14 protein-coding genes are annotated in these 15,690 nt (G+C 49.7%); all 14 read right to left on the reverse strand.

Features of this window, described 5'->3' with window-relative positions:
- Nucleotides 1-289: 289 nt before the first annotated feature.
- Entirely contained in the window at nucleotides 290-1,300 is a 1,011-nt protein-coding gene (locus CWM47_RS25390) for a tail fiber domain-containing protein (RefSeq protein WP_100991149.1), read from the reverse strand.
- Nucleotides 1,301-1,330: 30 nt separating this feature from the next.
- Nucleotides 1,331-4,600, reverse strand: coding sequence for a baseplate J/gp47 family protein (locus CWM47_RS25395; protein WP_100991151.1), 3,270 nt, complete (start codon nucleotides 4,598-4,600; stop codon nucleotides 1,331-1,333).
- Between the two features lie 63 nt (nucleotides 4,601-4,663).
- On the reverse strand, nucleotides 4,664-5,074 hold the full coding sequence (locus CWM47_RS25400; RefSeq protein ID WP_100991153.1) for a GPW/gp25 family protein: 411 nt from the start codon (nucleotides 5,072-5,074) through the stop codon (nucleotides 4,664-4,666).
- A 168-nt stretch (nucleotides 5,075-5,242) separates the two neighbouring features.
- The gene (locus CWM47_RS25405) at nucleotides 5,243-5,533 is read right to left on the reverse strand and encodes a PAAR domain-containing protein (RefSeq protein WP_100991155.1); all 291 of its coding nucleotides are present in this window, start codon (nucleotides 5,531-5,533) and stop codon (nucleotides 5,243-5,245) included.
- Between the two features lie 9 nt (nucleotides 5,534-5,542).
- A complete protein-coding gene (gene vgrG / locus CWM47_RS25410; protein WP_100991157.1) occupies nucleotides 5,543-7,291 on the reverse strand; it encodes a type VI secretion system tip protein VgrG in 1,749 nt (582 codons plus the stop codon).
- Between the two features lie 6 nt (nucleotides 7,292-7,297).
- Entirely contained in the window at nucleotides 7,298-8,086 is a 789-nt protein-coding gene (locus tag CWM47_RS25415) for a CIS tube protein (RefSeq protein ID WP_100991159.1), read from the reverse strand.
- A 23-nt stretch (nucleotides 8,087-8,109) separates the two neighbouring features.
- A complete protein-coding gene (locus CWM47_RS38820) occupies nucleotides 8,110-8,286 on the reverse strand; it encodes a DUF5908 family protein (RefSeq protein WP_170069450.1) in 177 nt (58 codons plus the stop codon).
- A gap of 12 nt (nucleotides 8,287-8,298) precedes the next feature.
- Entirely contained in the window at nucleotides 8,299-8,808 is a 510-nt protein-coding gene (locus CWM47_RS25420) for a phage tail protein (RefSeq protein ID WP_100991161.1), read from the reverse strand.
- A gap of 3 nt (nucleotides 8,809-8,811) precedes the next feature.
- Nucleotides 8,812-9,246: a phage tail protein gene (locus CWM47_RS25425; protein ID WP_100991163.1), complete on the reverse strand. Its 435-nt coding sequence runs from the start codon at nucleotides 9,244-9,246 to the stop codon at nucleotides 8,812-8,814.
- Nucleotides 9,247-9,373: 127 nt separating this feature from the next.
- Nucleotides 9,374-11,428: a phage tail sheath C-terminal domain-containing protein gene (locus tag CWM47_RS39390; protein ID WP_240625467.1), complete on the reverse strand. Its 2,055-nt coding sequence runs from the start codon at nucleotides 11,426-11,428 to the stop codon at nucleotides 9,374-9,376.
- A gap of 132 nt (nucleotides 11,429-11,560) precedes the next feature.
- Complete coding sequence (locus CWM47_RS25435) at nucleotides 11,561-12,976, reverse strand: phage tail sheath family protein (RefSeq protein WP_100991165.1); 1,416 nt, start codon at nucleotides 12,974-12,976, stop codon at nucleotides 11,561-11,563.
- Between the two features lie 5 nt (nucleotides 12,977-12,981).
- On the reverse strand, nucleotides 12,982-13,842 hold the full coding sequence (locus CWM47_RS25440) for a hypothetical protein (RefSeq protein WP_157816064.1): 861 nt from the start codon (nucleotides 13,840-13,842) through the stop codon (nucleotides 12,982-12,984).
- A 224-nt stretch (nucleotides 13,843-14,066) separates the two neighbouring features.
- A complete protein-coding gene (locus CWM47_RS25445; RefSeq protein ID WP_100991169.1) occupies nucleotides 14,067-14,651 on the reverse strand; it encodes a DUF4255 domain-containing protein in 585 nt (194 codons plus the stop codon).
- 40 nt (nucleotides 14,652-14,691) lie between these two features.
- Nucleotides 14,692-15,555: a hypothetical protein gene (locus CWM47_RS25450; protein WP_100991171.1), complete on the reverse strand. Its 864-nt coding sequence runs from the start codon at nucleotides 15,553-15,555 to the stop codon at nucleotides 14,692-14,694.
- Between the last annotated feature and the right edge of the window lie 135 nt (nucleotides 15,556-15,690).

The raw sequence follows: 15,690 nt of genomic DNA on the forward strand, positions 1-15,690 counted from the left end.
TATGTGTTTGTAGTTTATATGGGGAAAGAGGATGTTGGATTGACCCCAACCGGGCCGACCACCCCCAACCCCCTCCTAAAACAGGAGGGGGCTATGCCGAAGGGTATTATTTTTACTTTCCTTTTTATTGATAAAACCAAACGCTGCTTATGGGTATTAGTGTGAAAAGTTATTCACCCATTCTAACTATCTGGAAATCAGCAAGAAAATCCTCCTTCTGCATAGCCCCCTCCTGTTTTAGGAGGGGGTTGGGGGTGGTAATACCGGTTAGGAGGGGACAATCCAACCCTTACTTTCCGGATAATTCCTTCTCCAGCGACTGCACTTTGCCCGCCAGCTCCTTCACGGCGTTGATCAGTACATAGACCAGTGCGTTGGGGTCGAAGGTGAGCATGTCGATGGGGGCATCGTTGGGTTGAAGCTGGGCCGAAGCAGTTGAAACCGTATAGGGCAGTACCTGGGCCATTTCCTGCCCCAGAATGCCAACCTGTTCGTGGTTGTTAGGCGTTTGTGCCAATCCGTTGTATTTGAAATGTACCGGATTGATTTGCAGCAGCTTTTCCAGCCCATCCTGAAACGGGCGGATGTCTTTTTTCAGACGGGCATCCGACGGCACTGTCCAGTTGGGAGAGCCGTCGTTTTTAAACGCTTTCCCATTCACCTGAAACTCGGCTCCCGTACCGCTTATATCGGTGTCGGCAGCTACGATGACCGATCCGTTTTCGATGACGCTCAACCGCGATACATTACCCCCTTTCGACAGGATCAGCTTTTGGTTGGCGGGGGCGTTCAGGTTCACATTGCCCTGTGGCCCTTGCCGAAGGGCAAAGTCGGTGGCATTGGCGCGGTTAACGTGGCTGACCTGCACAAACCCGTTCAGGGGGGCAGCGCTATTACCCAGCGATACACTGCCGATTTTAGCCTGTTCACCCACCGCCAGCGCTACTTCCAGACGAGCCGTTGGCTGGGCTGCTGCCGTGTTGATCCCTACGTTTCCGTTGCTGTAGGCGATATTTTGTGTTCCCCCCACGGGCTGAAACCCACCCGATGAACCAGCGCCCACATCCTGCCAGGCAGCGCCGTCGAAAAACTGCACTTTGCCCGCCGTGAACCGTAATGTGCCCGCTTTGTTGGACTGGCCGTCGCCCAGGGTAATAATGAAATTACCCCCTGCATCTTTTCGGAGGCTGTCGTCCTGTGGATTGATGAACGAATCTAAAAGGTCTGCGAATTCGCTGCCTGAAGGTCGTTTGCCGTCGCTGAATTTTAGTTTCAGATCGGCTCGTGACTGTTGTGCCATGGTTGATTGGATGTAGGAAAAGTGAATGAGTTATACCAGTAAGTCGAAGTCTAAGCCAATGACCATATAGCCAATGCCGCTGAGTTGATCCATGCCATCGCTAACGAGTTCGCCCGCCGACAGCGGTGTGATGCGGTGCTGTGCGGCCGACACCAGAATGGCGTCGCCATCGGGTGAGAGGCTGGTGCTGTCCACAGGCTCCCCAATAATGAAATCTGTGCCGATTGTACCACCCGTTTCCCCGTTGATGGTGGCTGGAATCTGCTGCTTGATGAAAAAGTTCGTGCCAATAACCATCGTACCCACGCCACCCCTCGGCGGCCCCTGATAGAGGTGGTACATATCGAAGTCGGTAACGAAGTCCACATAGCTACGACCCTCTACGAAGGCCAGTAAATCCGATTTGTAGACTTTGCTGCCAAACGGAATATCGCGACCCTCTTCAAAAGCCCAGGGCGACAGAAATCGTTTTATCTCGTCGTTCAATACCACGGCATAAAAACCGGCATCTTTACCCGCCCGAAACGACACCTTGAAATCGAGCAGGATTTGTTCGTAGACGGGATTACTGACTGTAATGGTCGTAAATGCTGAAGCATACGGCCGAAGGAAATCTTCAATGGTCCGGCGCAGAATCGTGCTGCAACTGGGTTCGAGCGGGTTGCCGTAATTTTTGTTTCGCAGGTTTGGCACCACAATAAGCTGTACCTCTCCGGGGGCTTGTGTGGCGGCTGTCGCTCCCGGTGCTTCTCCGGCAAGTAAAGGCCGATGGTGGGATAAACAGCGAACTTTGAACAGCACCGGAAAGGCCTGCAACACCAGATGCTCATAATCCCAGCGACTAACCAGCCTGTTTTTATGCCGTAACCGCTCGGCGACACGAGTGTAGTAAGCGGGAGCGTCTTCGGTGCCCTGTCCGCCAAACGAGGCAAACGGCTGGCTAACACGACGAATTGCCGTCAGGGGTGTTACCAGTTTTTTGATCGTACCGGCCGCCACGCCCGTAATGATCTGGTTCGTATCTGTAGCCAGAAATTCAACTTCTACGCCCTGTGTCTGTACAGAGCGCAGGTTGCTCGCTCCGTCGGCCTTGCGTGCCGACGCCACCCGCGCCCGAATCCAGTGCTGTCCGGCTGGCATGAGTGTGTGCTGCTGCGATGCGTCCCGGCCAATGGCCAGCATAACAATGCCCGCTTTTTGGAAACCCTCCGTACTCTCGGCCAGCACGGCGGCCTGATCGAGATCGACCCAGCGATCACTGGCGAGGTAGCTCCAGGTTAAATCGCGACTACTGAGCAGATCATCGGGTGTTTCAGCCAGTGCTGTACCATCTTCAGTCTGTATCAGTAAGCTTATGGTAGCGGGGGCAACAAACCCGCTCAGCCCTATGTAACTGAACGCGATTCCACCAATGACAGGCAAAAGGGTCGTGGGGTCGTCGGGAACCAGCTGCCGGTAGCCAAACGGTTCGACATACCAGAAAAGGTTATTTGTGTCGCCCGGTTTGGGTGTGAAGGTTTCTTCGGCAGAATAGTCGATTGACAGCGATTTGATCTGGGGTGTATAGGGCGGATTGGGTAGCACTACCGCCGGGTCTGTAGGGGCGGCTTTGCTTAACGCTACCGCTTTCCTCGCATAAACAATCGGAAAAATGCTGTGGCCAAAGGCTTCGAAGTCATAGTCATCAAAGCGTGGGCCGGTCAGTTCCAGCCTGATAAAACCGTTTTTTACACTCGTATCAAACTGTTGCAGAGGTTCATCGAGTGTAGCCCGGTGCTGACCGAAATTTCGGAATGGGTCATTGATTGCCGAAAACGTGACCTGCCGATTTTCGGGGCCATTGAAGAGTGTGTTTTTGGCTAGAAACTGCCATTCTCCATCGGCCAGAAAGTATAAAACACCATCGAAACTATCGGGGGTTACCTGGTTACTGAAGCGCGGAAAATACCCCTCATAATAACTGGTGAGATCGGAGGGGAGCTTATGCCAGTCGATGTTGACATTTAGTGATGTAAGTCGTTTGGTGAACACTTCATCGGAACCAATATAGCAGTTTGCTCCCAGGCCGGGCTGCGAACCAAAAGGGGCAAAGGGCTTGGCCGGATCAACAACCGACTCGTCGTTTTGTACGATCAGATTTTTCACCCCGCTAGCGGCCACCTGAATCGTGACCGAGGAAAAGGTGAGCGATTTTAACACATCAAACTGACTGAATGTCTGGTTAAGAACCAGTTTCAGGACAGGGTAGGGCGTTATAAAACCATTGCCCAAAACGGCGTCATCGTAGGCTACTATGGCGGGTTGAGTAGCTAGCAAGCTAGCACTGATAACCAGCGTTGGCTGAGTGTTGATGATTTTAATGCTGAGGTCGGTAATCGAATTCGGTTCGATCCAGCCTTTCGCTCCTGATAAATACAGCCGGAATGCGTTGGGTAATGCCGTTGCCGGTAAGCCCTTGTTGCTCAGCGGCATGGTCAGCGTAAAACTGCGGCTCCCTTCGTTGAGAAGCAGCATGGGAGTCGAAAGCGCAAAGCCAATATCTGCCGTTATCATGGTGCGCTCGCTGCTGGCCCGATTGAGCTGGGTAGCCCCGAACGGACGCCACGAGGCTGCTCCGGCAAAAGATTTGCCCAGCCCATCGGCAGAGTTGGCCACGGGGGCTGCCTGTATGCGTGTTCCCAGCGTGGGAGATTCTTCCACAAACAGCGTTTTCAGGGCGGCTACTTTTGCCTGATTGATACTAATCTCGCGGCTCGTTCTGAATCGAATGGCCTTGCCGTTACTGTCTTTTCCTGCATCCAGCAACGTGCCTTCGGGAAGTCGAAACGTAGTCAGATTGCGGGCCAGTTCGAAAACAACATGTGCTTTATCGGGAATGGCAGGCTTGGCTTTGATGCCCAGAATATCGCGGTAGTAGTAGTCGAGATGCTTTTGGGTAAGACTGTTAAGATCCTGCTGAGCGTTTTCGTAGAGTTTTAAAAAGATCAGAAACAGCGCCATGTGTGGCGGTAGGTCGCTTCTGCCAGCCAAATGCGCGTCGAGCTGCGTCTGAGGCAGCATGTCGCCTGTGGCGGCATCACGCAAAAACTCATCGAAAAAGGGTGTCCAGTCGCCCTCCGATTGATTTCTGATGTTATAGTACCGAATCTCCCTGGCAAGTTGGTACGCGTACTTCAGAAAATCGGACATAGTTCGCTCATCGGCTTTAGCATAAGCCGGGTCCAGCGTTGGCAACATCCGTTGTAATTGGTTGATGCCATCCGTCTGGAGAAACTCGTTCGGTCTGAAATCCTGGTCCATAGTCATGCACATTTTTTACTGCTTCGATGTCGGTGAACACCGAAAGTCCTACTTACTACGTAGTCAAAATTGAGCTTCGGTGCCCTCGTTGATATAAAAAGGATAGACCAGGTTGTTTCGCGTGTTGGTTTTGTCGATCACATAATCGACCACGATCAATAATCGTCCTTCTAACTGCTGATCCTGAAGCACCGACAGTTGCTGTAATGTTATTCGCGACTCAAACAGAGCAATGGCAAACTCAAGGTCTTTCTGGAGCGTAGCCACCATCGCTACATCAATGGCATCGAACATCAGACGATCCAGATTAGTACCGTAAGCCGGGCGCATGATGCGTTCGCCAATGCGCGTACCCAGTAAAATCTGAAGACTTTCGCGGATGTCCTGTTCATCTTCAGACATCACAACGCCCTTTGTACGATTGTCGAACGTAGGCGGGAAACTCCAGCCCCTGCCCAGAAATAAGTCGGCCATGTTAATGGGTTGATTTATTGTTTGTTACTGTCGTTTTGCTGGCCCGACCACCCCCAACCCCCTCCTAAAACAGGAGGGGGCTACGCAGAAGGGTACCCCGTTACAAAGCCCCCTCCTGTTTTAGGAGGGGGTTGGGGGTGGTCGGGCCTGTTGGAGGTGGTAAAACCCTTACCCCCCTATCAGCACGGTTGGGCAACCTATAATCAGGGTGCCGCCATGTGCTGTTGAGTCGCCCATGCGAGCCGCTGGTTTGCCGCCAATGGTTACGGTGGCAGACCCTGCAATAATCAAATCGGGCGGGCCAACGCAGGTACACATATCACCCAGGCAGGCGGCTGGCATACCACCGATCAGCACGGTGGGGGTTCCCGGTGGTAATACCGGCCCACCTACATGAGGTACCACGCCCGTTACCATCGGGCATACATGCATATCACCTATTCGCGCGGCCAATCCCATTGCTATTCCTCAGTTTATCTGTACCAGTGATCCTTTTATTTTGGCAATGCCACTGCTCGATAGTTCAGCCCCGGCAGAGCCCTCGGCTTTAAACTTGAGGCCTGCCTTCACGTTTATGCTCATTTTTCCATCTACTTTGATGTCTTTTTTCGCTTTCAAAACCAGCTCTCCGGCGCTGTCAATGGTAATGCCGCTACCAGACAGGGTTAAACTGTTGCCGTGCTGATCATTCAGGCTTAGTTTCTTTTTGTCGTCGCTCAGGGTGATTTTTTGCCCGCCAGGCGTTTCAATCGAGACGATTTTCTTGTCATCGTTGAAGAGCAGTTTTAGCTTCTGGCGGGATACATACCCTTTCTCCGGGTTCTGGTCCGAAGCGGTTAACGGAGCGGGTTTATTACTGCTATTGACCATGCCCAGTATGATGGCAAAACGGGGGTCTTCGTTGAGAAAACCAACAATGACTTCATCGCCTACTTCGGGCAGGAAAAATGTACCGCGTTGATCGCCAGCATCCAGTGTGGCTATGCGCGCCCAAATGCCTTCCTCTTCGGTACTAACGACAGGCAGTTTGACCTGAACCCGATTTTCGCCATCGGGGTCTTCCAGGCTCGTAACAACTCCGATTTGCAAGCCCCGAACGGCCGGAAGCAAGCCCGATGCCGCCGGATAACTCACCTCCCGTTGTTTTGCCAGCCAGTCTGGACTCAGGCCGAATTGAGCGTCGCAAAGCCAGTTGCCGTTCGAGAGTTCGTGCCGCACACCCGTTACATAAATCTTGCCGTTGAACCGGTCGCCAACACCCGCCAGTTCGAGAATTACACCCGGTAGCACGGTGGCCATTCCCTGAAATTTGACCCGACCCCGTATTTTTGCCATTCTGTCCCGCAGCAATTGCGCGTCGGCCCAGCTTTGCAGTTCATCGGGAGAGAGTTGTCCCGTATGGTAAATGGTGCTGGTATCCAGGCCGATCACATCGGCCAGTTGGCTACTGGAAATATTCCCGTTTTCTGGCCAGTCAGGTTCGGAGGCAGTTGCTTCAATAACTGCCTGATCGGATGAGTCCCAGGTTATGGCCCTGAGGCTGGTGGGCTGCTCGCGAACATCCATCTCTGCATCTAACTCAATGATGGTGGCCCCGAATAAAACCGTTGCTATCGCATCGCCGTCAAGCGATGGTTTCGTAATCGTGAGAGTACCATCATTAACCAGGCAAACCTGCCCGCTTGCCTCCGTTCGACTAAGCATGAAATCCCAGTCTGTAGCTTGAAACTGAACCAGTTGCTTATGCTGTACAGCTGTTTCGTCAACCGTTGAGTCAATGTCCGGATAGGTGTTCAGCAATTCTTCTATCAGTTCACTGTCTTTCATGTCGATAAAAAATTTGCTCTTCTGTCCCACCGTCATTTTCACGGCAACATCTTTACATTCGACTAAAAGCTGGGCGTAGGTACTTCTTATCTTGATGCCATGTCGGGTAATTATTCCTTTAAAAATGGTTGCTTCGCTGGAATGATAACCCGCCGAGATCTCGATCTCATTGCCCGGCGCAAACGTTTCCTGATTGCTGACCGTAAAGTCGTTTGTGGCAACGTCGCCGTCCTGTATAGTTAGCCGTGCCGTCGGAATCCGGTTAATCTCCTTGCTCACCACGATTGACAAAATACCTGTTGTCAGGCTAATAGCCGTGCCATTCACCTTGATTGTGAAGGTGACAACATCGGTATTCTGGTCAATGGGTAAAACGCGGGGTGCGCTCATGGCTGCTTAGTCGAGGGGTGGGAAAAATAACTGCTGTCCTACTTCCAGATTTCTGAAATTCAGTAAATTATTGGCCTTTGCCACGGCGAGGTATGGGGCTGAGTCTCCGTAAATCTGGTAGCATAAAAGCGGGAGTGTATCACCCTCCTGTACGGTTCGCAGGTGAGTCAGGTCGGGAGATGACGTTCGGTTGAGTGCTTCACTCAGGAAATCGGTCTGACTACTCTCGAAGTTTACCGTTGCAACGGCCCGCAAAGGGGTTCCATTGGGCGAAAAGAGCTTAAACTGGTAACTCAGGCTTTTTAATTTGCCGTAAAAAACCAGACTCCCCCAGCTAATCTGCACGGGCTTTGACTGGTGCTGGCCACCACTATAGGTATAGACAAGGTCCGTGAACTTTACGATTTGACCCGCCACCGTATCATCGGACTTTTTGCCGCCAACCAGACCGGCAATGCCACCTGCTATGGCCCCCGCAATGGGTACACCTTCAAGCGGATTGGTCAACGGCTGTTTAGGGATAACCCCGGTGCCATCGAACAACAACTCAAAGTCGATACTGATTGGCTCCGAACTGGTCTGCTGCGCCTTGGTATCAGTAGCCCCCAACGTTGGCTGGCGATTGTAATTCAGGGAGTAATTGACCCGGTAGGTATTAGGATTGACCAGTACTGTAAATATGTCCTTGGGATCCGTTGAGACAGTGGGCGCACTGTCTTTCGCCTTATTGGGATTCAGAGCGGTAATGGTCATCTTGGTTAGATTTCCCTTTGCCAGTAGTGTATCGAGGATCATGGCCTGAGTTGTTTTAGGGACACCTATCGTTCCTGTTTATCGGCCATGATTTGCAGAACCTGCTCCACACAGGCCGCAATAATGGCCTCTTTGTCGGCAAAAGATGCCTGCCTGTTACGACTGCCGTTTCGGGTGTGGCTGGCGTTTTCGGCTTCTTCAACCCTGGCTTTGATGACCAGCTCACGTATCTCAATGGGCATAACTTATACTGTTTAGAAACCAATATTGATATTTGCTGATGCTGTTAAACTTCCCGCCAGATCCATCGCTACACTGGCCGGATCGTAGTATTTGAAATAATGGTACTGCAACACCATAGTCTCAATCACCACTTCATTGCGCTCTGCATTAAAAGCCCCGATTTCCAGTCGCTTGGGCAACGCATGCACCACATACCAATTGTAAATCGGCAAGTGATTTTCATCGAGCAGTGAAATCATCAGGTTGGTAGGTGAATACTCCTGCTTTTCAATGGCTTTTCGGCACCAGTGCAAAATCCCTGAACCCAGAAACTTGCCCCGTTTCAGTGTCAGATCATTGTATTTTGTGCGAACGGGCAACTGATGCACCAGCCGATTTTCACCGCCTTCGCTAAACGATTCGGTTTCTACTTCGGCCGATAGGCCAGACACTTCCTGAAACCGGATATCGTTCGGAAACTGGGGAAACAACTCGAAGATGACCGAGAAGTGAAATCCGGTTTGTGGGTAGCTCAGATCCATACCTTAGGTGTGTTCGATGGTAACGCCTTCGTGCGCCAGTACCAGCGTTTCGACGGATACCTCATTGCTGCCCGCATTCAGGTCGGACGAGGTGACTTTAAGCGGCCAGGCGTTTTTAACTTTCCAAACCACCACCGGCTCATGGGCTTCGTTGAGCAAACTAATGGTGACGTTTCGGCGGGTAATGGTGTTCATGGCCACCGTATTCCACCAATCGAAAAATTCGTTGTCCCCTTTGAAGCTGCCGCGCTTGAGTGTGATGTCGCCGAAGGTTTGCATACCCGGCATTTTGATTTTGGAAAATTCGGGACTGGCACCGTCGCGGTATTCGATCTTTTCAGTCGTTACCTCAAGGCCTGTAACTTCGGTAAAGCCCGCATTGGCGATACCGTCCCAATCCACACGAAAGTGGAACTTAGGTAATGGATAATTTGCCATCTGTATGATTGGTTATTGGTTAATTAGTGGAAGAGTGGAGTGGTGGCGTGGTGAATTGGTGGAATGGTTAACAATAGTCTGCCATATTAACTAATCAACCACTTCACCAATCAACCACTCCACCTAATTAGGATTCCTGCATTAAGTGAGAGAAGCGGAGAATGATAAATTCGGCGGGTCGAACGGCGGCCATGCCCACTTCAACAATCATTCTCCCCTCCAGAATGTCAAGTTCGGTCATCGTTTCGTTCAGACCAATTTTCACGTAAAAAGCCTGTTCGGGTTTCGCGCCTGCCAATGCACCGGCCCGCCATTGAAGTGTCAGGAAGTTTTCGACCATCGCTTTTACCCGTATCCAGGTATTGGCGTCGTTTGGCTCAAAGACGAAGGGTTCCGTTGCTTTCTTGATGGACTCTTCGGCGAAGGTGAAAAACCGCCGAACCGGTATATACTTCCACTCATTATCGTTGCCTGCCAGTGTTCGGGCACCCCAAATCATAATTCCTTTGCCGGTAAAGGCTCGAATTACATTAATGGATTTGCCGGTTGCGTGAATGTTCAGGCTTTCCTGATCTCTGTCTTCAAGTTTCACTGCCGGGCCAATTACTGCGTTCAGGCTGACATTGGCGGGCGCTTTCCACACGCCCCGTGTGCGGTCAACGCTGGCATACACCCCGGCAATGGCTCCGGAAGGGGGTACAAGAGCCGTTTCCCGCGCGAAGCGTGCGGCAAATCCTTTGAACCAGGAATGTTGGGTAAATAGCTGCTGCTCAGCAATATCCTTGTTCATCAATGCTGATTTGAACAGATTGTCGACCGTATTGATCAGCCGCTGAACATAGAGCGCAAACAGATCGGCGTTGAGCACATTTATTCCTTTGGCTTTGATGGTGGTGGCACCATTGGCACCCGTGTTTATAGTGGCATCGGCGGTGAGTGTCGACAGAGCCACGTTGCCCACCCATACGGTGTTGTTCAGCGATGCATAATCGGTTTCTACAACTGCAGCATCTCGCCCGGCAGGCACCAGGTCGGCCAGAATTCCTGCGTTCTTCTCGATTTGTATCAAACTGACAATGCCGCCCATAAACGTTGCATCAGTTTTCAGGGCATCCAGCGAAGCCCGAAGCGAGTCGGCCAACGTAGCGGCATCCAGCGTTTGGAGTGCCAGCGTTAGGGTGCGGACAAACTTCAGAATTGCGGCAAACTGATCGCGGGTAGCATTGGGTGTAGCATTAAGAAACGTTGCTGTTAGCTGGTCGAACTGGGCTTTCAGCGGACTGATGGTATCCCCGGTGAGTGGGGGAGTGGTAGCCGCTGCAAGGGCATTCGTAAGCAGGGTTGCATTGCTGCTGGTTTTGTTTACCCCCTGCAACAGAGCTATTTCGGCCGGTACCGTGCTAAGGGCTTCCAGGTCGGCGGGGAGCATAGCGACCAGGTTCGCGGCATTGTTGGGGTCAGGCTTTTTAAAGGCCAGACTACCAAACGAAAGCGTCTGTGCGTAGATCGAAAATAGCCAGGGATAATAAACGGCTCCGTACTTAAGATTTTCAGTACCGATGTTATCCCGAAAAACAGCAATTGGATCATTGGCAACGGTGGCTTTCAGAAACCCGGCGCGAACATCCATCACAACGAATCGATCCTGCAAGTCGGCGCATTGAGCCAGGGCTGTTTGTTGTAACGATCCCAAATCGGCCTCTGCTAATTCAACGGCATCGGGGAAAAGCAAAATCGTTGGTTCATCGAATCGTTTGATGGCTTCCAGACCGGCCAGCAGGTCATTTGTTACAGTGCCTAACTGGACAGGTGCCGGGTATTGCCCAACCGATACGATATAGCAGGGCCCACCGCCGTTATCGAAATACTGCCGAACCGCTTTATACAGGTAGTACCGACGGGTATCGTTACCGTTTTTTGGCGCGATAGTAGTGATGGCTCCGTTGGTGACAACAATGTCGTAACTGGTTGGCGCAAAGTCACTTCCAAAACGCTGATTATAGTCGAGTAACGAGGATAACCGGGTTGGCTGATTCGTTAGCAGTTGATTCGTTGTTGTATCGAGCGCACTCCCGGTATAGCCAATAAAGGCGGGAATGGCCGTTGCCACCGCAGCCACCGAGGGCGGAAAAAGCGTTTGTTCTTCAAGAAAAACGCCGGGCGTGCTATAGGTTGTTGCCATCGGAAAAAGAGTTAATGGTTGATTAAGTGAATGGTGGAGTGGTCGATTCTCAATGTGGTTAATTGTCTGATTGAAAGGTTATTACATACTAATCAACTACTTCCTCAATTGACTATTCACTACTTAACAAACCTACGATTCCTGCATTTTATGGGCGAAACGCAGAATGATGAATTCTGCCGGACGTACCACGGCCATGCCGATCTCAACAATCATTCTACCCTCCAGAATATCAAGGGCGGTCATTGTCTGGCCCAGGCCAACGTTTACAAAGAAAGCCTGTGCGGGTTTGGCTCCGGCGAGTGCTCCGGCACGCCATTGCAGAAACAGAAAATTCTCGATCATACCTTTCACTTTTACCCAGGTATTGGCATCGTTCGGCTCAAAGACGAAGGGTTCTGTTGCATCCTTGACCGACTCTTCGACCATCAGGAAAAACCGCCGGACCGATACATATTTCCATTCGTTGTCATTACCCGCCAGCGTTCGGGCACCCCAGACCAGATTCCCTTTCCCGTCGAAAAACCGGAGTGCGTTCACTGATTTTCCGGTGGGGTGTACATTCAGCGACTGCTGGGTTAGATCGTCTATTTTTTCGGTCAGTTCTTTCACGAAGTTGAGGCTGAAATTGGCGGGGGCTTTCCATACGCCCCGTGTGCGGTCAACGCTGGCATATACCCCGGCAATGGCACTACTTGGTGGCAGAACAACGGTCTGTTTCGCAATCTCTTTCTTGATGCCCTCGTATAAACTTGTATTGGTAATTGTTTTGCCGGCAACCAGCTTCCCAGTCTTCAATTCACTCATTTTGAATGTATTGAACGGGCTTCCTGCCTGCGTAATCGTAACGACTGTTTCGTCGTAATCGAAGTTGATAATCGTTTTTATGTAAGGGTGATAGGCCGCTCCATACGTGAGGTTGTTGGTGCCTATGCCATCGCGAAAACCGCCAATAGCCGCAGCCATTGTGGCCTGGCCTGCCGTTTGAATATCGCAAATCAGAAAGCGGTCTTTTAGGTCTGCACATTGGGTCAGGGCGGTAGTCAAAACGGCATGATACGTAGCCGGATCGGTAACGCCAACGGCATCGGCAATCACAATCAGGGTTGGTTCATCCTCCTTCGACAGCGCGTTGATACCGGCAATCAACTCGGCCGAATCGACTGTTCGGGGTGTGTTGGGCGCCGAGAAATAATTGTTGACCGCCACGATGTAACAGGGGCCTCCACCATTGGCAAAATACAGTTGCAGACTCTGAAACAACCGAAACCGGAGCAGCGTGTTCAGGTCGGCTAACCCACCGGTAATTTTCCCGTCAGAATCGAGGGTGAGGGCTGTTATGGGCACCGGGTACGAACCCCCGTAAATTTCCTGATACTGCGATAGGGATGCGATGCGAACGGGCTTATTCTGCAGGGTCTCACCTTCAAACGTGATGAGTTCGGTATAGCCGATAAAGGCCGGTATAGCCGTTTCGACCTGCGCCACCGAGGGGGGAAACGTAGCCACTTCCCTTACATACACACCGGGGGTATTGAAATTTTCCATTGGCCTTAAAGAGTTTGGATACTATCTGATTTGAATTGACTTCCTATTGGATTGGGCAGGGTACGCTGAATGCCGTCCAGCGTTAGTTTGACACTCACCGTCGATTCTGCGCTTTTGGGCATTCCCCGGTTGGAGCGGAGCAGAAAAATGCGTTTACCAGCATTGCGCTGTTTAAGAAGGGCGTATTGACGCTGCTCGTAGGTATCGGGAGCTATATCGGCCTCCTGAATCCAGCTAAATGCCAGACCAGACAGCCCCGTCGTGGCAGTCGATAAATTGGCTAATGTGTTGTTGGTGATGGTTACTTTGTTGGCCGGATCAATGAGATAGTACGACCACGGATTGGCTTTGCCCGTTAGGCTATAATTCGTCGTAACGGTATAGTCTATAGTGCTGTCTTTTACGATGTCGATTACACCCCAGGCATTGGTTGTCTCAGCAGAATTGTCAATATAAATTTGCTCCGTTTTTTGCGAAGCGCCCGTGAAGTCAAGTATATAGTTGCCGGTTTTTAGTGAAAAAGGTGAGTCAGGTAATGTATCAATTTTGGTTAAATCAATATGTAAATTTTGTAAGCCCGTTGCGGGAAAAAATTTAATTAATTTTTTCCCGGTTCCGGGTATTAATTGGCTCAAATTTACCTGCGTAAAATTTCCACCCAGGGGAAGTGTCAGTTCGGTATTTACAAGCCAGCCATAATCTTTGTCGCCTAGTTCATTACCTGTACTTTTTGCTAACGTTGTCGTTGAATCAATGATTCCTGCATTTGTGAGGTTAGAAAAGTAAAAGATTCGTTTGCCAAGTTTTGCAGAAGGGTAGGGTAAGTTTGTAAAATTTTCAACCGTTGAATTGCGTACGTTTAACACGAAACGAAATGACGTCAACGAACTTATTTTTTGCTTTATTTCATCCTTTTCATTTTTTGAAAATAGAATCGCACAACCGTCCGGTAGTTGTTTAAAAATAAGGGCGTGATTTGTCAAATTTTTTTCACAGGCTATCGTCGGCACAATGGAAATATCCGTACACGGCCCTTCAAAATAATCGTGCCGTATCTGAATAAAAAAGAGCCTATCGTATCCTAGTTTTATCATAGCCGAATGCTGCCTATTTCGATGGATGTAATTAGCGAACTTCCTTCCGGCTGCGTATCTTCAATCATAAGCATGCGAACTTTATATAAAACAGAAGGCATATATTTTCCACCCAGCATGGCCCAAAGATGATTTAGCTGTTCAAAATTTGGAGAATAGAGCTCAATGACTAATTTCTCAATTTTTGGGTCGAGTGTTGGCGTATTTTCTTTCGATAGCATGTGTTTTTGTTGAAAGAAACCAAGCACGTTCGAGATTAAAAGGAGGGCGTTTAAATAATTTGTTTCATTGGTTGAGTTGATGGCAAAGAGTACATAGAAATTCAGGAATAACGCTGGATTGATTCGTTCAATGGTCGATAAACTTTGGAGCCTGTACATGGAGCCGTTTTTTAGTGTCGTCTCCTCTTCAATATTCACCAGAGACATGATAACGTTGTCGGTAACGGCCTGTGCGTTGCTGCCTTCGGCATTGGCAATGTTCAATAGCTTCACCACCGGCTCTGTAGAACCATTCGCGAGAGCCGCCAGCAAATAGGTATTCAGCTCCGTCTTGATTGCTTCAAGTGCCTGCCTTAGCATAATGAATTGGTAGTAAGTTAAGTGCTTGTTTACAGGGCGTTTAGTCGGTAATGAAGTCCTTTTTGGAAACACTATATTTTCGTTTTCCAAATGTGCCTTCCGCTACCAGTTTATTGATCTCCCGCCGAATAACAACCAGGCGTTCATGATATTTAGGCTCGCCAATTTCCAGCAATGCTTTGAGCGGATTTGCACTTTGCAAAGCGGCTTTGATCGTTGCACTTTTGCCCCGGCCCTGATGCCTGATATCACAAATGACTAAGCATATTATATCAGGTTTACCATCTAATTTATACAGCGCGGCATACTCCACCATTTTTGCCTTAAAGTGCTTAATCCCTACGTCTATTTGTACCAGCTTATGTTGTGGATCATTTTGCACCCAATGGACTAACTTTGCCGCCTGAATTACTTCGGTATCTTCAACTTCACTTAATGATGGATTCAGGTAATCCATCAGACCTTCTGTAGACGAATCTGTTTCAAGAACGACAGACCCATTGTCTGTAAGTCGAACAACTCTATTATTCTCTACTTTCAAATCCGGGAAATAGTCGCCAGCAAGTGGCAATTTAAGGAGGGCTCGAAAATAGGTAACGAAATCTCCATTGGGCACATGAGCACCATATTGAAGAAATGAAAACGTAAATCGTGCCCGATCATACGTATTTAATGTATGGAAAAATCCTCCTTCGGCGGTGGCTGTCGGATGAATAAAGTCAGCCCAAAATCCGTATGTTTCTCTGAAATCTACCCGATTATATCGTTGAGTTGATACACCATTTACATTCATCAATCCTTTAAAGTTTTCAAAAGGCACGCGTGTGCCAATGAAGAATCGATTTCCATCAATTTTTCCAAAATATTTATTTGTTTGCTCCAAAGAGAAACTGACAATTTTCATAGTGAATAGCTTATTAAAAATAAAAATATACGCGCATGCAGGCCGCTTAATTTTCGCGGGAGGCCAATCGGGAAATAAAATTGATAATTTTACGAGGCTAATTTTCTATTGAAAAAAGCTGCGTAACGTTTTGCT

The sequence above is a fragment of the Spirosoma pollinicola genome (assembly GCF_002831565.1).
GTDB lineage: Bacteria > Bacteroidota > Bacteroidia > Cytophagales > Spirosomataceae > Spirosoma > Spirosoma pollinicola.